This window comes from Streptomyces sp. NPDC102451 (genome assembly GCF_044765485.1).
Classification (GTDB): Bacteria; Actinomycetota; Actinomycetes; order Streptomycetales; family Streptomycetaceae; genus Streptomyces.
In genome coordinates, this window is the sequence record NZ_JBIWKD010000014.1 from 18,764 (window position 1) to 39,317 (window position 20,554).

Annotated in this window: 16 protein-coding genes; 9 read left to right on the forward strand and 7 right to left on the reverse strand. The window is 71.6% G+C overall.

Annotated features, from left to right (window positions below):
• Positions 1–257: 257 nt before the first annotated feature.
• On the reverse strand, positions 258–521 hold the full coding sequence (locus tag ACIRD8_RS26780) for a WhiB family transcriptional regulator (protein ID WP_031093859.1): 264 nt from the start codon (positions 519–521) through the stop codon (positions 258–260).
• 657 nt (positions 522–1,178) lie between these two features.
• On the opposite strand from ACIRD8_RS26780, the gene ACIRD8_RS26785 reads away from it, so the two are divergent.
• Genes ACIRD8_RS26785 through ACIRD8_RS26795 form a run of 3 tightly spaced genes read left to right on the forward strand, consistent with a single transcriptional unit; the run spans position 1,179 to position 4,007 of the window.
• Positions 1,179–1,679 (forward strand): cysteine dioxygenase, encoded by a 501-nt coding sequence (locus tag ACIRD8_RS26785; protein WP_403996598.1) that lies wholly within the window; start codon positions 1,179–1,181, stop codon positions 1,677–1,679.
• Positions 1,680–1,731: 52 nt separating this feature from the next.
• Complete coding sequence (cofD, locus tag ACIRD8_RS26790) at positions 1,732–2,688, forward strand: 2-phospho-L-lactate transferase (RefSeq protein WP_403996601.1); 957 nt, start codon at positions 1,732–1,734, stop codon at positions 2,686–2,688.
• Positions 2,685–4,007, forward strand: a complete 1,323-nt coding sequence (locus ACIRD8_RS26795; RefSeq protein WP_403996604.1) for a coenzyme F420-0:L-glutamate ligase — start codon at positions 2,685–2,687, stop codon at positions 4,005–4,007. The genes cofD and ACIRD8_RS26795 overlap by 4 nt, the downstream gene beginning before the upstream one ends.
• Before the next feature lie 15 nt (positions 4,008–4,022).
• On the opposite strand, the gene ACIRD8_RS26800 is transcribed toward ACIRD8_RS26795, so the two are convergent.
• From ACIRD8_RS26800 to ACIRD8_RS26810, 3 genes are all read right to left on the reverse strand, one after another.
• The gene (locus ACIRD8_RS26800; RefSeq protein WP_403996607.1) at positions 4,023–5,027 is read right to left on the reverse strand and encodes a DNA-3-methyladenine glycosylase family protein; all 1,005 of its coding nucleotides are present in this window, start codon (positions 5,025–5,027) and stop codon (positions 4,023–4,025) included.
• Between the two features lie 78 nt (positions 5,028–5,105).
• The gene (locus ACIRD8_RS26805; protein ID WP_403996610.1) at positions 5,106–6,197 is read right to left on the reverse strand and encodes a sugar phosphate nucleotidyltransferase; all 1,092 of its coding nucleotides are present in this window, start codon (positions 6,195–6,197) and stop codon (positions 5,106–5,108) included.
• Positions 6,198–6,275: 78 nt separating this feature from the next.
• On the reverse strand, positions 6,276–7,739 hold the full coding sequence (locus tag ACIRD8_RS26810; RefSeq protein ID WP_403996613.1) for an N-acetylmuramoyl-L-alanine amidase: 1,464 nt from the start codon (positions 7,737–7,739) through the stop codon (positions 6,276–6,278).
• A gap of 140 nt (positions 7,740–7,879) precedes the next feature.
• On the opposite strand from ACIRD8_RS26810, the gene ACIRD8_RS26815 reads away from it, so the two are divergent.
• From ACIRD8_RS26815 to ACIRD8_RS26830, 4 genes are all read left to right on the forward strand, one after another.
• The gene (locus ACIRD8_RS26815; protein ID WP_403996616.1) at positions 7,880–8,632 is read left to right on the forward strand and encodes a TIGR03089 family protein; all 753 of its coding nucleotides are present in this window, start codon (positions 7,880–7,882) and stop codon (positions 8,630–8,632) included.
• A 186-nt stretch (positions 8,633–8,818) separates the two neighbouring features.
• On the forward strand, positions 8,819–10,195 hold the full coding sequence (locus tag ACIRD8_RS26820) for an LCP family protein (RefSeq protein WP_403996619.1): 1,377 nt from the start codon (positions 8,819–8,821) through the stop codon (positions 10,193–10,195).
• Positions 10,196–10,418: 223 nt separating this feature from the next.
• The gene (locus tag ACIRD8_RS26825; protein WP_403996622.1) at positions 10,419–12,113 is read left to right on the forward strand and encodes an LCP family protein; all 1,695 of its coding nucleotides are present in this window, start codon (positions 10,419–10,421) and stop codon (positions 12,111–12,113) included.
• Positions 12,114–12,162: 49 nt separating this feature from the next.
• Positions 12,163–13,842, forward strand: a complete 1,680-nt coding sequence (locus ACIRD8_RS26830; RefSeq protein ID WP_403996625.1) for an LCP family protein — start codon at positions 12,163–12,165, stop codon at positions 13,840–13,842.
• 69 nt (positions 13,843–13,911) lie between these two features.
• Here the strand turns inward: ACIRD8_RS26830 and ACIRD8_RS26835 are convergent, their stop codons facing one another.
• Positions 13,912–14,934: a glycosyltransferase family 2 protein gene (locus tag ACIRD8_RS26835; RefSeq protein ID WP_403996628.1), complete on the reverse strand. Its 1,023-nt coding sequence runs from the start codon at positions 14,932–14,934 to the stop codon at positions 13,912–13,914.
• A 333-nt stretch (positions 14,935–15,267) separates the two neighbouring features.
• On the opposite strand from ACIRD8_RS26835, the gene ACIRD8_RS26840 reads away from it, so the two are divergent.
• Complete coding sequence (locus ACIRD8_RS26840; RefSeq protein ID WP_403996631.1) at positions 15,268–16,632, forward strand: LCP family protein; 1,365 nt, start codon at positions 15,268–15,270, stop codon at positions 16,630–16,632.
• A gap of 26 nt (positions 16,633–16,658) precedes the next feature.
• Here ACIRD8_RS26840 and ACIRD8_RS26845 read toward each other — a convergent pair whose 3' ends face one another.
• Both ACIRD8_RS26845 and ACIRD8_RS26850 read right to left on the reverse strand, forming a co-directional pair.
• The gene (locus tag ACIRD8_RS26845) at positions 16,659–18,086 is read right to left on the reverse strand and encodes an MFS transporter (protein ID WP_403996634.1); all 1,428 of its coding nucleotides are present in this window, start codon (positions 18,084–18,086) and stop codon (positions 16,659–16,661) included.
• Between the two features lie 4 nt (positions 18,087–18,090).
• On the reverse strand, positions 18,091–19,335 hold the full coding sequence (locus ACIRD8_RS26850; protein WP_403996637.1) for a M20 family metallopeptidase: 1,245 nt from the start codon (positions 19,333–19,335) through the stop codon (positions 18,091–18,093).
• Positions 19,336–19,394: 59 nt separating this feature from the next.
• Here ACIRD8_RS26850 and ACIRD8_RS26855 point away from each other — a divergent pair, with 59 nt between their 5' ends.
• Positions 19,395–20,540 (forward strand): Lrp/AsnC family transcriptional regulator, encoded by a 1,146-nt coding sequence (locus ACIRD8_RS26855; RefSeq protein WP_403996640.1) that lies wholly within the window; start codon positions 19,395–19,397, stop codon positions 20,538–20,540.
• The last annotated feature ends 14 nt before the right edge of the window (positions 20,541–20,554 follow it).

The following is a 20,554-nucleotide window of genomic DNA, read 5'->3' on the forward strand; positions in this document are numbered from 1 at the left end:
GGGTACGGGCCCTCCGGCCGGGTCCGGAGGGGGTCCCCCCCGGGGGCTGCATCGGTGTACACGCGCGCCGCGGCGGGGCGTTGGCGCGTCTCTCGGACGGGGCCCCACACTAACGGTACGGATGTCCGCCCCGCGCCGAACGGTTGACCGGCGGGAACCGGGGAGGGCCGGACACACCGATGGCCTGAGGGCGGCACCCTGCGTCACAGGGCACGGCTCCCAGGCCATCGCGGTCCCGGCGTCCGGGGTGTGCGGCGTCAGATGGCCGCCTTCTTCAGACGTCGCCGCTCGCGCTCGGAGAGGCCGCCCCAGATCCCGAACCGTTCGTCGTTGTTGAGGGCGTACTCAAGGCATTCGGAGCGGACTTCGCAGGCGAGACAGACCTTCTTGGCCTCGCGGGTGGAGCCGCCCTTCTCGGGGAAGAAGGACTCGGGATCGGTCTGGGCGCACAGCGCGCGCTCCTGCCAGCCGAGCTCCTCGTCCGCGTCCTCGACCAGCAGTTGCTGGAACAGCTCGGTCATGTGCGCCCCTCGTCTGTCTCTTGCGTCCCGTGATGCGGCCGTTATCGATACGGCCGAACGACACGAGTGAAATTACAAGTGTGTAGCTTCGGGCCAGTCAAGCGAAGATCTGCTATTGGCCTTGGTATTCACTCTGCGGAACCAAGCGTATGCGCTAAGTGTTCAAATCACCAAAAACCTGACATATGCCATCGGCGTCATCCGGCTCCGCTTCTCACCGAGTGAGACGAGTGGGATGGCCCCGATGTTTCGATTCGATCACCGAAGCGACCAAGATCACAGTAGGGTCACGGACTTTCAACCGCGTTTACGGAAGCGGTTGATGCGCCACCTTGCCCCTGCGAGGGGTGCCAAAACCTTTCTCCATTAGGCGCAACCGGATGGGGTGAAACATTGCCGCCAAATCGGGCATTGAGTTGACAGGGGACGGATCCACCCGGTCTCCTTGACTTCATGCACGCGACCGCAGTGACGTACCAGGCCCACACCCGTGGGTTCCGTACGGCTGTCCAGGCCCGCTGTTGCTGTTCCAGCTGTCACAGCTGTTGAAGCCCTCGCGCTCCAGCTCCGATCCAGCTTCGTTTCATCGCATTCCGGTCACCCCAGGCTCGGGGACCCCCCGCACGCGCACCCACATGCCGAGGAACCACCGCACCCATGAACAGCGACAGCGACCTTTCGATCGCCGGCGACATCCTTGAGGTCCAGCACCTTCTCCAGCCGGCCAGCCCCCACCCCTCCACCGTGGCCGGGTTCGTCGGACTCGCCCGCTCCATCGCCGCCGACCGCGGCCGGTGGGCGCCGCTCGTCCGGTACGACACCACCACCCGCTGGTACCACCGGCTGCAGACGGGGCCGGGCTACGAGGTATGGCTGCTGAGCTGGGTCCCCGGCCAGGGCAGCGGCCGCCACGACCACGGCCTCTCCTCCGGCGTACTCACCGTCCTGGACGGCGAGTTGACCGAGCACACGGCACGCGGGGCACAGGCCCTGGGGGCGGGCGCGCAGCGCGTCTTCGCCCCGGGGTACGTCCACGAGGTCGTCAACGACTCGCTGGAACCGGCCGTCAGCCTGCACGTCTACTTCCCGGGCCTGACCGACATGCCGATGTATTCGGCCCGGTGCGCCACGGCCGCCGACGACGTCGTCCCGGCCTGAGGCTCCGCCACCGCCCCACAACGATCAGGCTCCGCCTGACAGACTGTCGTTCATGCGCATTGTGGTTCTGGCCGGCGGTATCGGTGGTGCTCGTTTTCTGCGTGGCCTCAAACAGGCCGCGCCCGACGCGGACATCACGGTGATCGGCAATACCGGCGACGACATCCATCTGTTCGGACTGAAGGTCTGCCCCGACCTCGACACCGTGATGTATACCCTCGGCGGGGGCATCAACGAGGAGCAGGGCTGGGGGCGTACCGACGAGAGCTTCCGGGTCAAGGACGAGCTCGCGGCGTACGGGGTGGGGCCCGAGTGGTTCGGCCTCGGCGACCGTGACTTCGCGACCCACATCGTCCGTACGCAGATGCTTGCCGCGGGCTACCCGCTGAGCGCGGTCACCGAGGCCCTCTGCGCCAGGTGGAAGCCGGGCGTCCGGCTGATCCCCATGTCCGACGACCGCGTCGAGACACATGTGGCGGTGGACGTCGACGGCGAGAGCAAGGCCATCCACTTCCAGGAGTACTGGGTGAAGCTGCGCGCCTCCGTGCCCGCGCAGGCCGTCGTGCCGGTGGGCGCGGAGCAGGCCAAGCCCGCGCCGGGGGTGCTGGAGGCCATCGCCGCGTCCGACGTCATCGTCTTCCCGCCGTCGAACCCCGTCGTGTCGGTGGGCACCATCCTCGCCGTGCCCGGCATCCGGGAGGCGATCGCCGAGGCCGGGGTCCCGGTCGTCGGGCTCTCCCCCATCGTCGGTGACGCGCCCGTGCGGGGCATGGCCGACAAGGTGCTGGCTGCGGTGGGCGTCGAGTCCACCGCCGCGGCCGTCGCCCAGCACTACGGTTCGGGGCTGCTCGACGGCTGGCTCGTCGACAGCGTGGACGAGGCAGTGGTCGGCGAGGTCGAGGCGGCGGGGATCCGCTGCCGCGCCGTCCCGCTGATGATGACGGACGTGGACGCCACCGCCGAGATGGCCCGGCAGGCCCTGGCGCTGGCCGAGGAGGTACGGGCATGAGCGGCGGACCGGCCGGCACGGCGCCCTCGTACCGGGTGTGGGCGCTGCCCGGGGTGCCCGAGGTGCACAAGGGTGACGACCTCGCGAAGCTGATCGCCGCCACCGAGCCGGGTCTGGTGGACGGTGATGTCCTGCTGGTCACCTCGAAGATCGTCTCCAAGGCTGAGGGCCGGATCGTCGAGGCCACGGACCGGGAGGCGGCGATCGACGCCGAGACCGTCCGGGTGGTCGCCCGGCGCGGGACGCTCAGGATCGTCGAGAACCGGCAGGGGCTCGTCATGGCCGCCGCCGGGGTCGACGCCTCGAACACCCCGGCCGGGACGGTGCTTCTGCTGCCCGAGGACCCGGACGCGTCGGCCCGGCTGATCCGCGACGGCCTGCGGGACACGCTCGGGGTCGAGGTCGGGGTCGTCGTCACGGACACCTTCGGCCGCCCCTGGCGCAACGGCCTCACGGACGTGGCGATCGGAGCGGCGGGGGTCAGGGTCCTGGACGATCTGCGGGGCGGCACCGACGGGTACGGCAATCCGCTGAGCGCCACCGTCGTGGCCACGGCCGACGAACTGGCCTCGGCCGGCGACCTGGTGAAGGGCAAGGCCTCCGGGCTGCCGGTCGCGGTGGTGCGCGGGCTCCCCCATGTGGTGGCGGACGCCTCCGAGGACGAGGGTGCCCGCGCGATGGTGCGGGTCGCGGCCGACGACATGTTCCGGCTGGGTACGTCCGAGGCGGTGCGGGAAGCGCTGAACCTCCGGCGCACGGTGCGGGAGTTCACGGACGAACCGGTCGACCCCGGGGCCGTACGACGGGCGGTGGCGGCGGCAGTGACGGCTCCGGCGCCCCACCACACCACGCCGTGGCGGTTCGTCCTGCTGGAGTCGGAGCAGTCGCGTCACCGGCTGCTGGACGCCATGCGGGACGCCTGGATCGCCGATCTGCGGCGCGACGGGCGCAGCGAGGAGTCGGTCGCCAAGCGGGTGCGGCGGGGCGATGTCCTGCGCGACGCGCCGTACCTGGCGGTGCCGTGCCTCGTGATGGACGGCTCGCACACCTACGGGGACGAGCGCCGGGACACCGCGGAGCGCGAGATGTTCGTGGTCGCGGCCGGTGCGGGCGTGCAGAACTTCCTGGTGGCGCTCGCGGGTGAGCGCCTCGGCTCGGCGTGGGTCTCCTCGACGATGTTCTGCCGGTCCGTGGTGCGCGAGGTGCTGGACCTGCCGGACTCCTGGGATCCGCTGGGCGCGGTGGCCGTGGGGCACCCGAAGGGGACGCCGCCGGCACGGCCCGCCCGGGACGCGGGGGCGTTCATCGAGGTCCGCTGAGGCGAGCCGCCCGGCTCACAGCCGGGCGATGTCGCGTGGCGTCATCCGGGGGGCACGGCGGGCCGGGGTGTGGCCCGAGAGCATGATCAGACGCGTCGCCCGGTGGCGCTGGCCCTCGTACGGGGCGAGGAGGGCCAGCATCTCCTCGTCGTCGGCGTTCCTGTTGTCCGCGAGTGCGTGGCCGACGATGCCCGGCAGATGGAGGTCGCCGACCGTCACCGCGTCCGCCGCGCCGTTCGAGCGCTGGAGGGTCTCCGCCGCCGTCCAGGGGCCGATGCCCGGGATCAGCTGGAGCCGGGCCGTCGCCTCGGGGAGTTCCATGGCGGCCGCCTCCTCCATGCGCCGCGCCACCCGGACCGCGCGCAGGATCGTGGCGGAGCGTTTGGCGTCCACGCCCGCGCGGTGCCACTCCCAGGACGGGATCAGCGACCAGGTCCTGGCGTCGGGCATGACGTACAGGCCGTACGTGCCGAAGGTCACGTCGGCGGGGCCGGGCGCTGGGGTGCCGTAGGTGCGGACCAGCAGCCGCCAGGCGCGGTAGGCCTCGTCGGTGGTGACCTTCTGCTCCAGGATCGACGGGATCAGGGACTCCATGACCAGCCCGGTGCGCAGCAGCCGCAGCCCGGGCCGGCGGCGCTGGGTCAGGGCGAGCAGCCGGTGGCGCGGCCGGAAGTCGTCCGGGGTGTCGTCCGCGCCGAGCAGCGCCGGGAGTCCGTCCAGGAGCCACTGCGCGCCCGGGCCCCAGGCAGCCGCCGAGACGCTGCCGTCCCGGGACGCGGAGACGCGCAGGGTGCCGGGGCCGGCCGGGGTGCGGGTCGCCCGCCAGAAGGATCCGTCGGGCAGCGCACGGTAGGTGGGGTCCGCGGGGCCGCGCCGCAGCGGGCTCAGGACGAGCCGCAGGTCGAACGGGCCCGGCGGGGCCCACGTCCGGGTCCGCGGCGTGGCGGACGCGGCGCCGGCACCGGACCCCGGATCCTGCCGGGGCACGGCGGTGGTGCGGGGTACGAAGCGTCCTGCCACGGGTGAGGTCCTCGGTCGTCGGGGGTGCCTATCGAGGGTAAGGCCGACGCGGACCTTTCAGCGGGTGGAGGGGCCGGGTCACTGGTCGGACGAGAAGCGGACCGAGGCGTCCGGGAGGACCGCGCCGCACCAGACACGGATCCCGTCCCGCAGTTCGTTGTCGGCTCCCACCTGGGCGCCGTCGCCGATCACCGCGCCCGTGAGCACCGAGCGGGCGCCGATCCTGGCGCCGGCTCCGACCAGCGAGTCGGTGATCACCGCGCCCGGCTCCACGACGGCGCCGTCCAGCACGGTGGAGCCGGAGATCCTGGCGCCCTCGCCGATCAGGGCGCCCTCGCCGATGACCGTGCCGCCGGTGAGCTTGGCGTCGGCGGCCACCGAGGCGGTGGGCAGGACGAGCCGGTCGCCGCAGCGGCCGGGGACCGCGGGGGACGGGGCGCGGCCGAGGACCAGGTCGGCGGAGCCGCGGACGAACGCCTGCGGGGTGCCGAGGTCCAGCCAGTACGTGGAGTCCACCATGCCCTGGAGATGTGCGCCGTCGGCCAGCAGGCCGGGGAAGGTCTCGCGCTCCACGGAGACCGGCCGGCCGGCCGGGATCGTGTCGATGACGGAGCGGCGGAAGATGTACGCCCCCGCGTTGATCTGGTCGGTGACTATCTCCTCGGGGGTCTGCGGCTTCTCCAGGAAGGCCGTCACCCTGCCCGTGGCGTCCGTCGGTACGAGACCGAAGGCGCGCGGGTCCTCCACCCTGGTGAGGTGCAGGGAGACGTCCGCCCCTGAGGTGGCGTGCGCCGCGACCAGGGCCCGGATGTCGAGGCCGGTGAGGATGTCCCCGTTGAACACGATGACGGGTTCGTCCGGGCCCGAGGCCAGGCGCGACGCCACGTTCCGGATGGCTCCGCCGGTACCGAGGGGTTCGTCCTCGGTGACGTACTCGATGGAGAGGCCGAGCGACGAACCGTCACCGAAGTACGGTTCGAACACCTCCGCGAGGTAGGACGTCGCGAGCACGATGTGCTCCACCCCGGCCGCCCTGGCACGCGCCAGTTGGTGCGTGAGGAAGGGCACCCCCGCCGCCGGGACCATCGGCTTCGGGGTGTGCACCGTGAGCGGGCGCAGCCGGGTGCCCTTGCCACCGACCAGGAGGATCGCTTCTTTTGCCTCTGTCACAGCACCGTCTCTGCTTCCTGCTGGGGCCGGGCCTCGTATCGGCTGGCCAGTGTATGCAGACCGTTCGGAACCTCCCGGTCAGCGGCCCTGCAGCTTCGCCGAACTGGTCCGCGCCGTGCCGAGCTTGTTGTAAAGACGGATTCCTGGGCATTCGGTTGCGAACCCGTCGCGGTGCCCGGAGATGACGTTGAGTTTGGCCTTCGCACCCTTCTTGTACTTCCCGCTGCCGCCGGAGACGAGCGTGACCTTCCCCTTGGGGTTGCGGCCGAACAGGCCGAGCTTCCAGGCGGTGAGCTTGGCGATGGCGGTGACCGCGGCCGCGGGCGGGTTCTTCGAGCTGTACGTCCCGAGTACCGCGATGCCCATGCTGTTCGAGTTGAAACCGAGGGTGTGGGCGCCGAGCACCGCCTTCGTCACGCCTCCGGCGCGCCCTTCGTAGATGTTTCCGCACTTGTCGACGGCGAAGTTGTAGCCGAAGTCGCGCCAGCCGCTGCTCTTGACGTGGTAGCGGTAGATACTGCGCAGGACGGAGGGCGCCTGGGCGCAGGTGTAGTTGTTGCCGGTGGCGCTGTGATGGATGAAGGCGGCCTTGACGGTCGAGGTGTACGCGAAGGCACGTTCGCGCAGGCTCTCGTCGGCGCCCCAGCCCTTGCGGGTGACGATGCGCGGGCGCGGTCCCACGAACGGCTTGGCGCCCGCTCCGACGACCGCCTGCTCCTCCGACTCGGCCTTGCTCAGTGCGGGGATCTCGGCGGCACCGAGCGGCGCGAGGTCGGCGTTGACCGCGGAGCTCTCGGCCGCGGCCATGCTGAGGCCCGCGGACTCCGGGAGCGCGCCGGCCTGGGCGGCCGAGGCCGTCGCGGGCGTCGCGGTGCCCGCCGGCTGGGTGACGGCGGACGGGGTGCCCGCCGTCGGGGTGCCTGCCGCCGGGGTGGCCTCGGCGGTCGACGGCTCCGGGTCGTCGCCCGGGTCGACGAGCTCCACCCGGAGGCCCGCCGGGAGGGGCGCGGTGTCGGGAGGGCCGCTCCGGGGTCCGGCGGTCTCGGACCGTACGCGTACCTCGACGCCGTCCGAGTCGCCGACCCAGAGGGGGGCGGTGGAGCCACGCACCGTGCCCGATTCGCGTTCGGGGCTGCCCGAGTCGGCGGCGTGGTCGGTGTTGTGGGTCTCCAGGGACTGCCAGCCCGACCACCTGGTGGTGCCGGTCGCCCGGGTGCGGACCTGGACGGTGCCGTGCAGTTCGGCGTCGGCGTCGTCCCAGACCACGCCGACGAGCGAGAAGCGGTGCGAGTCACGTCGCAGCAGCCCCTGTGCGGCTGCCGGATTCATGGATTCGGTGGGTTTGCCGGTGGTCCGCGGGACCGCGTCGGTGAGCGGCCGGAGGCGCAGTGACTGGGTCGAGCCCACGGGTTCGGCGGGAGCGGCCGCTGGCGCCCGCGGGACCGGGGCCTGGACGGGGGCGGCGGAAGCGGGCGCGGCGAGCGGGAGGGTGAGTGCCGTCGCGCAGGTGACGCCGATCGAGGTTGCAAGAAGTGCACGCATACAGGAAATCCTTGACAGAGTCCGGCATTCCCGGCTACTGGAGTAAAGCCGCCACCAGTTGACGCACCGTCTGCCGAACCGGTGTACGGGGCACTCGTCACGCCCTGCCGGGCCGGCGCCCGCCGCGTACCCTTGCGCGGATGAACGCCAGCGATCGCACCCCCGCCGACCTGCTGCGATCCGCGCTCGCCGCGGACCCCGGCCGCCCCCTCGTCACCTTCTACGACGACGCAACCGGAGAGCGCGTCGAACTGTCGGTGGCCACCTTCGCCAATTGGGTGGCCAAGACCGCCAATCTGCTCCAGGGCGACCTCGCCGCCGAGCCGGGCGACCGGCTCGCCCTGCTGCTCCCCGCGCACTGGCAGTCGGCCGTCTGGCTGCTCGCCTGCTCCTCGGTGGGGGTCGTCGCCGAGGTGCAGGGCGACCCGGCCTCCGCCGACCTCGTCGTCAGCGGACCGGACACGCTCGACCGGGCCCGTGCCTGCCGAGGTGAGCGGGTCGCGCTGGCGCTGCGTCCGCTGGGCGGCCGCTTCCCCCGGCCCCCCGAGGGGTTCGCGGACTACGCGGTGGAGGTGCCCGGCCAGGGCGACCGCTTCGCCCCGTACGCCCCGGTGGACCCGGCGGCCCCCGCGCTCTCGGTGGGCGGCGTCGTCCTGACGGCGGACCAGCTGGTCGCGCGGGCCCGCGAGGACGCGGCGGAGCTGGGACTCGGCCAGGGGTCCAGGCTCCTGACGGGCCGTACGTACGACACCTGGGAGGGGCTGTCCGCCGGACTCTTCGCCCCGCTGGCCGCGGGGGGCTCCGTGGTCCTCTGCCGCCATCTGGACCAGCTGGACGAGAACGGGCTGGCCAAGCGCGCCGAAAGCGAGCGGATCACCGGCACCGCGGTATGACAAGCGCTCCGAACGCCACCCGTCCGGCCCACGGCGGGCCGAGCCCTCACGACTGCGCACCGGCGGCGGTACATGATCGGGCGGTACGAAGCACCGCCGAGAACGCCGCCTGAATGCACAACCAAGCGTGAGGTTCAGCCGTCTACTCCTGCGACCGGCGGCCCATCGCGCCGCCGAACGTGAAGGATGGACGCAGACGTGAGCGACAGCCCCGGCACCCCGGCCGACCCGGACCGCCCGGACCACTCGGCCGGGGGCGGGCCTGCGGACGGACCGCGGGACGCCGCCGGGGCGGCCCCCGAGGACGACGCCGCCGTGCCCCCGTCCGGGGGCGACAGAGGCTCGGGGGCGGACGGGAGCGACGGCGGGGCCCCGGACGGCACCTGGGGTGAGCGGCCCGCGCGCGAGCCCCAGGGCCGCGGACGCCCCTGGCTCCGCTGGACCGCGCTCGCCGCCTCCCTGCTCGTGCTGGTCGCCGCCGGCGTCGGCTGGTGGCTGTACAAGAAGCTCGACGGCAACATCACGACCGACACGAGCGCGGCCGCCGAGCTCAAGGCGTACGAGAAGGAGCGCCCCCGGCCGATCGCGCGTGACGCGCAGAACATCCTGCTCATCGGCTCCGACACCCGCTCCGGCGACAACAGCGCGTACGGACGTGACGACGGCGGCAGCCAGCGTTCGGACACCACGATCCTGCTGCACCTCGCGGCCGACCGCGGGAGCGCGACGGCGGTGTCCATCCCGCGCGACCTGATGGCCGAGATCCCCAGCTGCCACACGGACGACGGCAAGGCCACGACAAAGCGGTTCGCCCAGTTCAACTCGGCCTTCGAGCTCGGCGGCACGGCCTGCACGATCCGTACGGTCGAGAAGATGACGGGCATCCGCGTCGACCACCACATGGTCATCGACTTCAACGGCTTCAAGGACATGGTCGACGCCGTGGACGGTGTGGAGGTCTGCCTCAAGGAGCCGGTCGACGACCCCGACGCCCATCTCAAGCTCCCCGCGGGCCGCCAGAAGCTCGACGGCGAGGAGGCCCTGGGATACGTGCGGGCCCGTAAGTCGATCGGGAACGGCAGCGACACCGAGCGCATGGACCGTCAGCAGAAGTTCCTGGGGGCACTCGTCAACAAGATGCAGAGCAACGGCGTGCTGCTGAACCCGACGCGGCTCTACCCGGTGCTGGACGCGGCGACCAAGTCGCTCACCACGGACCCGGGCCTCGACTCCCTGAGGGACCTGTACGACCTGGTGCGCGGGATGCGGAACGTCCCGACGGAGAAGGTGCAGTTCCTGACCGTGCCCCGGCGGTCCTACCCCGCCAACCCGAACCGCGACGAGCTCGTACAGCCGGACGCGGACCAGCTGTTCGCGCAGCTGCGCAAGGACGAAGTAGTCACCGTCGTCCCTCCCGAGGAAATCGAATCCGGGGATTCACAGACGGATCACAGCTCCGGGAACGACACGTCCGGCCGAAAGTCCGGCGATACGGATGCGAGCCCGACCCCCGCGCCCACGTATTCGGGGTCGAATGCTGCGGACGACCTGTGCGGCTCGTAAAGCAATTCCCAAGAGATGGACGACAATCGGAGCGGAATAGGCAGAATGCCCGGTTGTAAAGAGCGTGGAATGTGTCACGCGCGCCCCCTGTGGTCGATTCCGCCGGATAGTGTGACGCGATCCGGTGCTCGCGGCGACCAGACCGCGCACGGCCGGAACGGACAACCGAGCGCCCTGCCGGGGGAGGCGTCTCGCGTGGGACCGACGGAGGATCCAGGAAACCGTGGACGCGCATAGTCGTGGGCGGGCGGACGAAATCGACCCCGCCGACCAGTGGGTACTCAACCCGCGGACCGGTAATTACGAATTGCGACTGAACCACTCCGGAACAGAGTCGTCCAGCCCTTCCGGTACCCCGAATCCGTCCGCCGGCCGGAGTGAATCCCGCGTCGCGGTACCCGCTCAGCGAAGCCGCCGTACGACCGGGGGCGGCGGGGACCGGACACCGCCGGCCGCCCGCCGGGGAGGCAAGCCCCGCACATCACGGCGGAAGAAGGTCCTGCTGTGGACCGGCGGGATCATGGCCTTCGTGGTCGTCGCCGGATCGGCGGGGGCCTACGCGCTCTACCAGAAGTTCAACGGCAACCTCGCCACCGTCGACGTCGGTGACGCCGGCAGCAAGAGCGTCGCCGCCGACGGCCCGCTCAACATCCTGATCATCGGCACGGACAAGCGGACCGGCGAGGGCAACGAGGGCTACGGCGACAAGGGCAGCACGGGCCACGCCGACACCAACATCCTCTTCCACGTCTCCGCCGACCGCACCAACGCGACGGCGATGAGCATCCCCCGGGACCTGATCACGAATGTCCCCGACTGCACCACCAAGCAGGCGGACGGTTCGGAGAAGGACATACCCGGCTCGCAGAACGTGCGCTTCAACGTCAGCCTCGGCCAGGAGGGGCGCGACCCCGGGTGCACGATGCGCACGGTCAAGGAGATAACCGGTCTGTCGGTCGACCACTTCATGATGGTCGACTTCAACGCGGTCAAGACGCTCTCCACGGCGGTCGGCGGCGTCAAGGTCTGCCTGGACAAAGCGGTCAAGGACCCGGACTCGCACCTCGCCCTGCCGGCGGGCGAGTCCACGATCCAGGGCGAGGACGCGCTGGCCTTCGTCCGTACCCGGCACAGCTTCGGGAACCAGAGCGACCTGGACCGGATCAAGGTCCAGCAGCAGTTCATCGGCTCGATGATCCGTCGGATGAAGTCCGACGACACCCTGACCGACCCGGGCAAGCTCTTCAAGCTCGCCGACGCGGCGACCAAGGCGCTCACCGTCGACTCCGGCATCGGGTCGATCAAGAAGCTGACCTCGCTCGCCAAGGAGCTCGGCAGTATCGACACCGAGAACATCACCTTCGTCACGATGCCGGTGAAGGACAACCCGGCCGAGCCGACGCCGGTCACCGTGGTCGTGGACCCGCAGAAGTCGCAGCAGCTGTTCTCGATGATGCGCTCCGACACCTCCCTCACCGAGGTGAAGAAGAAGGAGCAGGCGGCCAAGGACAAGCAGGAAGCGGTCCTCCAGGGCAGCAGGGCCGAGGCCGCCGACATCCGTGTCGACGTACTCAACGGCGGCGACATCACCGGCGCGGCGGCGGAGACCGTCACCTGGCTTCAGGACGAACAGGGCGTCACGGGTGCCACGAACAAGGCGAACGCCCCGGCGAAGATCGACCGTACGACGCTGGCCTACGCGCCCGAGCAGGCCGACCAGGCCCGCGCGCTCGCGGACCTCATGGGCCTGCCGGCCACCGCGCTCAAGCAGGGAACGGCCGGCAGCGAAGGGCTCCAGCCGATGGTGCTGACCCTGGGAGCGGACTTCGAGGGCGCGGGGGTGCCCGTCACCGGTCCGGCGAAGGCGCCGGAAGACATTCAGAGGGCAAGCGCCGACAAGGCGGAATGCGCGAAGTGACGACGGGTCCTCGCGCCACAGCGGAATTCATAGGAGCAGGGGGGTCCTGGTGGGACGGAGCAGTACGCGCGGGGAGGGGACACGGCCACGTGGCCGGCACGACGGGCCGCCAAAACGGAGCGGTGGTGAGGCCTCCGACGGCGCCAGGCCGAGGGGCCACGGCCGACGGGAGCGCTCCACCCCCGCCGGGAGCGGCCAGGGACCGGCACGTGCCGACCGACGGCGCGCCGCCGGCAAAGGCAAAGGAGGCAAACGACGTGTCCTGCGCTGGGTGGCGTCCGTTCTCGCGCTGCTGATACTCGGCACCGGCGGCGCCGGTTACCTGTACTACAAGCACCTCAACGGCAACATCAGGAAAGAGGACCTGACGCTCGGCGACAAGGCGATGGCCGACCACAAGGCCAACGCAGCCGGGCAGACACCTCTGAACATCCTGCTCATCGGCTCCGACGCCCGGGACTCCGAGGCCAACCAGAAGCTGGGCGGCGCGAAGGAGACCTTCGGCGGCACGCCGCTCGCCGACGTGCAGATGCTGCTTCACCTCTCCGCGGACCGCAGCAACATCTCGGTCCTCAGCATGCCGCGCGACACCATGCTGAAGATGCCCAAGTGCACCGACCCGAAGTCCGACAAGGTCTACCCGGCCAGCACGGTCGACGTCCAGACCAACGAGAGCCTGGGCCGCGGCGGCCCCGGCTGCACGGTGGCCGCCTGGTACGAGCTCACCGGCATCACCATCGACCACTTCATGATGATCGACTTCGCGGGCGTGGTCTCCATGGCCGACGCGGTCGGCGGTGTCCCGGTCTGTGTCGACGCCAACGTCTACTCGCACACCAGCACCGGCAAGGGATCCGGGCTGAAGCTGGAGGAGGGCAAGACCTCCGTCAAGGGCAAGCAGGCCCTCCAGTGGCTGCGCACCCGGTACGGCTTCGAGGACAACACCGACCTCGGCCGGACCAAGGCCCAGCACCAGTACCTGAACTCGATGGTCCGTGAGCTGCGCAAGGGCACCAAGCTCACCGACCCCGGAAAGCTGATGGACCTCGCCGAGGCGGCCACCAGCGCGCTGACCGTCGACAAGGGCCTCGACACGGTCAAGAAGCTGTACGACCTCGCCGAGGAGCTCAAGAAGGCCCCGACCGACCGCATCACCATGACGACCATGCCGAACGTCTACGGCACGGGGCAGTTCAGCGGCCGGGTGTACCCGAAGGCCGAGGAGGCCGAGCAGGTCTTCCGCATGATCCGGGAGGACATCCCGCTCGACGGCAAGGCGTCCAAGCGCAAGACGCCCGTCGTCAAGGACCAGGCCGCACCCACCGACGAGATCGGGGTGAGCGTGCGCAACGCGACCTCCACGGACGCCCTCGGTCCGGTCCAGGGCCGTGCGACCACGGTCAAGGACCTGCTCACGGAGGCGGGCTTCACCAAGGCGTCGATCGACTCGCAGAACGTCGAGGCGGCCGCCAGGACCGGCATCCTGTACCCCAGCGCGGACCTGGAGGGCGACGCGCAGGCCGTCGCCAAGGCGCTCGGGATCCCCGTGTCGCAGGTGAAGAAGTCGACCGACGTCTCGGGCATCGTGCTGTCCGTGGGCGCCGACTGGCGCAAGGACGAGGCGTACCCCGCCAAGGACGCCGAGGAGAAGACACCGGAATCCGCGAACCCGCTCAACGGCGCGGACGAGGAGGCGTGCATGCACGTCAACCCGGGCTTCACCTGGTGACGTCGTACGTACCGGAAGGGCCCCGCCGTCACCGGCGGGGCCCTTCCCCGCTTCCCGCGGGTACGGCGGTCAGACCGTCTGCTCCCGCACGGCCGGGCGGCGGCTGGCGATGACCCGCTTCGCCAGCGAGCGGGGGCTGGTCAGGAAGCCGTACCCCCAGGACATGTGCATGGTGGCCAACGCCACCGGGATCTGCGCCCGGGCCTTGAGCGGCAGGCCCTTGCCCGCGGGCAGCGACCCGGCCGCGATGGCCGCGACGTACCCGGCGGGCACGACGAACGCCCACGGAGTGACAGCGGCCCCTACGACGATGCCCGCGGCTATCGCGCAGACCGCGGTGGGCGGGGCCAGGTAGCGCAGGTTGATCGAGCCCGAGTGGTAGCGGGCCACGACGTGGCGCCAGCGGCCGTACTCCTTGTACTGCTTGGCGAGCGCGCGGATGCTGGGCCGCGGGCGGTACTGCACCTTCAGCTCCGGCGAGAACCAGATCAGGCCGCCGGACTCGCGGATGCGGAAGTTCAGCTCCCAGTCCTGGGCGCGGATGAACTCCACGTTGTAGCCGTCGGCGCGCTCCAGCGCCTCTCGGCGGAAGACGCCCAGATACACGGTCTCGGCCGGGCCCGCCTTCCCCCCGGTGTGGAAGGCCGCGTTGCCCACGCCGATCTTCGACGTCATCGCCGCGGCGACGGCGTCCTCCCAGGCGTTCTCACCCTCGGCGTGCATGATGCCGCCGACGTTCTGCGCGCCGGTCTCCTCCAGGAGGCGGACGGCGGTCGCGATGTAGTTCGGCGAGAGCATGCCGTGGCCGTCCACCCGTACCACGATCGGGTGATGTGACGCCTTGATCGCGGCGTTGAGCGCGGCGGGCGTGCGGCCGGTCGGGTTGGGGACGGTGTGGACCCGGGAGTCCTCCCGTACCAGCTCGGCGGCGATCTCGTCCGTACGGTCGTTCGAGGGGCCGAGGGCGATCACCACCTCCATCTCACCGGCGTACTCCTGCTCCAGGATGTGCCGGACCGAGTTCCTGAGATGGCGTTCCTCGTTGAGCACCGGCATGATCACGGAGACGGCGGGGTACTGCGCGGCAGACATGTGGTCCTCGGGGGGTCCTCGGGGGTGCCAGGGTTCCGGGGGATTTCGCACCCCAGGAGGCGGCGTGATTCGGCCGCCACGTTACCGCGAACGGGGGACAGCGGCGCGCGCCGCCGGGTCTCCTGCCGGTCTGCAGATCGTATGGGCCTACCGTGCGAAAGTCCCACTCGCACCGCGGAGGTGTCCCTCGTGCCCACGCCGCACCGATCGCCCCGTCCACCGCACCCCCGCACAGCTTCCCCGCAGCGCAGGCCCTCACGGCAGCCCGGAGCCGGTGGCCGTGCCACGCGGCGGAACCGGACCGGGAGGAAGAAGCCGCCACCCCGGTGGGGCATGCGGATCGCCACCGGGCTGTCCGTGCTGGTGCTCGGCGCCGGCGGCATCGGCCATGCCGTGGTGAGCGGTCTGGAGACGGGGATCGACCGGGTCGACCCGTTCAAGGACATGAAGAACCGCCCCCAGGGCGGCCACGGCATGAACTTCCTGCTCGTCGGCACCGACGGCCGCGACAGGATCACCGCGGCCGAGAAGAAGAAGTACAAGCTGGGCGGCGCCCCCTGCCACTGCACCGACACCCTCATGCTGGTCCACGTCTCGGCCGACAAGCAGCGGGCCAGCGTCGTCAGCCTGCCGCGCGACAGCTACGCGGAGCTCCCCGCCCACACCGACGCCACCACCGGCAAGGAGCACTCCCCCCACCCCGTGAAGCTGAACGCCGCGTACGCCGAGGGCGGGCCCCACCTCACGGTGCGGACCGTCGAGCAGATGACGGGCGTCAAGATCGACCACTACCTGGAGATCGACTTCACCAGCTTCATGAAGACGGTCGACACCCTGGGCGGGGTGGAGATCTGCACCGCGAAGCCGCTCAAGGACTCCTACACCGGCCTGGACCTGACCGCCGGCACCCACAAGCTGGACGGTGGCCAGGCGCTCCAGTACGTACGCTCCCGGCACCTGGACGGGGCGGCCGACCTCGGCCGGATGCAGCGCCAGCAGAAGTTCATGGCGGCGCTGGTCAAGCAGACGACCAGCAGCGGTGTGCTGATGAACCCGATGAAGTTCCAGCAGGTCGCGTCGTCGATGCTCGAATCGGTACGCGCCGACAAGGGCTTCGGTACGGACGAGATGCTGGAGCTCGGCAAGGCCATGCGCGGCTTCACCCCGGCCTCGTCCGAATTCGCCACCGTACCGCTGGAGGAGAAGGGCTTCCCGGTCAAGGGCATCGGCTCCACCGTGAAGTGGGACGCCGAGAAGTCGAAGGACATGTTCCAGGCCCTGCGCGAGGACCGCCCGCTGGCCCCGCACGTGCCGAAGGAGCCCAAGGCGACGCTCGTCGACGTGGCCCCTGAGCAGATCCGGGTGCAGGTCTACAACGGGACGCCGAAGGACGGGCTCGGCCAGGACCTCGACGAGGCGCTGCGCTCCACCGGGTTCAACACCACCCGCGCCCCGCTGAACGGCGGGCCGCACGACCTTCAGCGGACGCTGGTGACCTACGACCCGCGCTGGGACCGGTCGGCGAAGTCCCTGGCCGCCGCGCTGCCCGGGTGCGAGCTCAGGGCGGTGAAGGGGCAGGGCGGGACCATGAAGGTCGCGGCGGGCGCGGACTTCACCAAGGTGCAGCGCGTGAAGGCCGAGAACCCGCAGAGTGGCGAATTCGGCACGGTGACGGGCGACCAGGTGGTCTGCCCCTGACCTGGACCCGGCGCCGCGGGGCGAGGTCACCCCTCGCGGCGCCGCGAGAACGCGGTCGCCACGAGGGCGATGACCGCCGCGGCGGAGGCGGCCAGCCAGAGGGCCGTGTAGCCGCCCTCGCCCGGTTCGCCGGTGGAGGCCGACAGGAACGCGCCGAGCAGGGCGGCGAAGACACCGCCCGCCACGGCCCCGCCCAGCGTCTTGACGTTGTTGTAGAGGGCGGCGGCAATGCCCGTCCTGGACGGATCGGAGGCCTCGACGATCACCGTCGGCATGGCTCCCAGCGCCAGCCCGATCCCCAGGCCGGTGAACGCGGACCCGGCCGCCATCTGCCAGAGCTCCTCGTGCAGGAAGGCGAACTGCAGGAAGGTCAGGGCGACCAGCCCGAAGGCCACCATCAACGTGGGCCGGTAGCCGATCCGCCGGGCGACGGCGGCCGTGCCCAGCGAACCGATGACGCTGCCGACGGCCCCCGGCAGCAGGACCAGGGAGATGGACAGCGCGCTCAGCCCGAAGCCGTACCCGGTGACCTCGGGGTCCGCCGCGTAGAACGTGGAGTTGGGCGCCTGGCTCCCGAAGTAGAAGACCCCGAACAGGAACGCCGCGCAGTAGAACGGGGCCGTGGTCCGGGCGGCCAGTGCCCGTACGTCGACGAGGGGCTCGGGGCTGCGCAGTTCCACCAGCACCCACACCGCAAGCAGCACGAGACCGAGCACCACCGGCCCCAGGACCCGCGCGGAACCCCAGGATCCGCCGTCCGCCCCGGAGACCCCGCCGAGCAGCGCGACCATGGCGCCGCCGAGCAGCACCACCCCGGCCCGGTCCACCCGGCCGCCGGCCCTGTTCCGGGACTCCGGCACCGCGACGAAGGAGACGGGCACACAGATCACGGCGAGCGCGGCGGGCACCAGCAGGGTCAGCCGCAGGTTGCCGAAGGCCGAGTCGACGAGTCCCATCACGACCCCGCCGGCCATCGCGCCGAGCGTCAGCGCGCCCACCAGACGTGCGATGGCCCGCCGCGCGTCGGCGACCGGAAGCCTGTCCCGTACGAGGGCGATCTCCAGGGGCAGCAGGGCGGCGACCGGGCCCTGGAGCACCCGGCCGGCGAGGAGCGTGCCGTAGTCCGGGGCGAGCGCGACCACGAGGGTGCCCACCGCGATCACCGCCAGGGCGATACGGAGCATCCGCCGGTGGCCGTGGAGGTCACCGAGGCGGCCGAACAGCGGGACGCAGACGGCGGCGGCCAGCAGCTGCACGGAGACGACCCAGTTCAGGGCGGCCGAGCCGATGCCCAGGTGGTCGGCCAGGTCGGGCAGCAGCGGGGCGAGTCCGACCTGCAGGAAGCCGCTGGTCACCTCGAAGAGGACGAGCAGGCCGACGACGGCGGTGACCGACGCGGGGAGGGGCTCCCGGCCCGCCGGGGCGTCCGGCGGCGGGGTGGCGGTGGCGGTCATGGGGCTACTCCTGCGGGGAGGGGGCGGGCGTGGCCTCGGCGGAGGCACCGGGCTCCAGCGGTGTGCCGAGCCGGCGCAGTGCCAGGCCGGCGAGGAGGGCGGCGGCGTGCGGCAGGGCGTCGTCGTCGTAGACCGCCTGCGCGGAGTGGTTCATCGGGGCGGTGGCCGGGTCGGTGCCGGGCGGGCAGGCACCGAGGCCGACGAAGGCGCCGGGCACCTTCCGGAGTACGAAGGAGAAGTCCTCGGCCCCGGCCATCGGCTCGGGCGCCTCGAAGACGTGCCCCTCGCCCAGGACCTGCCGGGCGGTCTCCAGGGCGAACGCCGCCTCCTCCGCGTCGTTGACGGTCGGCGGGTACTGCTCGACGTAGTCGATCTCGGCGCTCACCCCGTGGGCCGCGGCCACCCCGTGCACGGTCCGCTCGAAGGCGGCGCGTATCCGTGCGTGGGAGGCGTCGGAGAAGGTCCGTACGGTGGCGGCGAACCGGGCGGTCTCCGGGATGACGTTGGCCGCGGTGCCCGCCTCGATCCTGCCGACCGTGACGACGGCCGGGTCGAAGACGTCGATCTCACGCGTGACGGCCGTCTGGAGCGCGGTGACCATGGCGCACATCGCGGGCACCGGGTCGGCGGCGGAGTGCGGCGAGGAGCCGTGCCCGCCCCGCCCGCGCACGATGACCTCCACCGCGTCCGAGGCGGCGAGCATGGGCCCGGGCCGGGTCGCGGCGAAGCCGGTGGGCGCGCCGGTGGAGATCACATGCAGGGCGTACGCGGCGACGACGCGCTCCCCGGCTGCGTCGAGGACACCCTCGTCGATCATGATCTGCGCGCCGCCCTGGCCCTCCTCGCCGGGCTGGAACATGAGGACCACGTCCCCGGCCAGCTCCTCCCGCCGGGCGGCCAGCAGCCGCGCGGCGCCGACCAGCCCGGTGACATGCAGGTCGTGGCCGCACGCGTGCATCCGGCCGTCGACGACGGAGGCGTACGGGAGCCCGGTGTCCTCCTGTACCGGGAGCGCGTCCATGTCGCCGCGCAGGAGGACGGCGGGGCCGGGCCGGCCGCCGCGCAGCACGGCGGTCACGGAGCTCAGTGCCGTACCGGTCCGGATCTCCAGGCCCAGTCCGTCCAGCGCGGCGAGGATCTTTGCCTGGGTCAGCGGCAGGTCGAGGCCGAGCTCCGGCTCGCGGTGCAGGGCGTGGCGCAGTTCGGTCAGGGCGGGGGCGAGGTCACGGGCCTCGTGGAGCAAAGACATGGGCGTATCGTGCAGAGCGAGACCCCTCACCCATGATCGTCCGCAGGAAAGCGCTCCCCATGAGCCGTTCGACGCATGAATCCACCGGGCTCCCCGAGCGCCTGCTGCGCACGGAACAGCCCGAGCCCCTGGACGAGCTGGACTACCTCCTCATCACCGCGCTCCAGACCTCCCCCAGGGCGGAGTGGGCCCAGATCGGGAAGGTCCTCGGGGTGGACGCCTCGACGGCGGCCCGCCGCTGGAACCGGCTCACGGAGGCGGGGCACGCCTGGCTCAGCTGTTACACGGTGGCGGTGGGGCCGGCGGTGCCGATCATCGCGTTCATCGAGGTGGACTGCGCGGCCGGGGCGCTGCACGAGGTGGCGGCGGAGATCGCGGACGATCCGCATCTGATCACCATCGAGCACGTCACCGGCGCCCGGGACCTGGTCCTCACCGCCGCCTTCCCCGACCTGGCGACGCTGGCCCGTTACGTCGGTTTCCGCCTCGGCCTGCTGCCCGGGGTGTCGGCCACCCGGTCCCAGACGGCGACCGCCGTCCACACCGAGGGCAGCCGCTGGCGGCTGGACCGGCTGGACCCGGACAGCCAGGACATGCTGGCCAAGGACCGGGCGCCCGCCATGCCTCGGCGTGGGCTGCCCGCCCCGGACGCACTGGACACCCGGCTCTACCTGCTGCTGAGCGAGGACTTCCGCCAGCCGGCCGCCCGGCTCGCCGAGCGCCTCGGGGTCAGCCCCACCACCGTGCGCCGCAGGCTGGACCGCATGCACCGGCAGGACGCCCTGATCTACCGCTGCGAGGTGGCCCGCCACCTCTCCGGCTGGCCGATCTCGGTCACGCTCTGGGGCGTCGCCCCGGCCGGCGAGGCCTCGCGCATCGCCTCCCAGCTCATCCGCATGCGGGAGACGCGGCTCTGCGCGTCGCTGACCGGGCCGCACAATCTGATGCTCACGGTGTGGCTGCGCTCCGCCGAGGACATCGGCGCGTTCGAGGCCAGGCTGGCGGACCGTTTCCCCGAGCTCACCGTCGCGGACCGGGCGGTGGCCCTCTGGCAGCTGAAGATCGCCGGGCATGTGCTGGACCCCCTGGGCCGTCACATCAGAGGGGTTCCCGTGACGTTCTGGGAGGAGCCCGGCGCCGAGCAGGCCGAGGACGCGCTGCTGGAACGGCTGCGCGTCCCCCGCCGATCGGCTGCGCGGCCGTAGCCGGCGGAGGACGC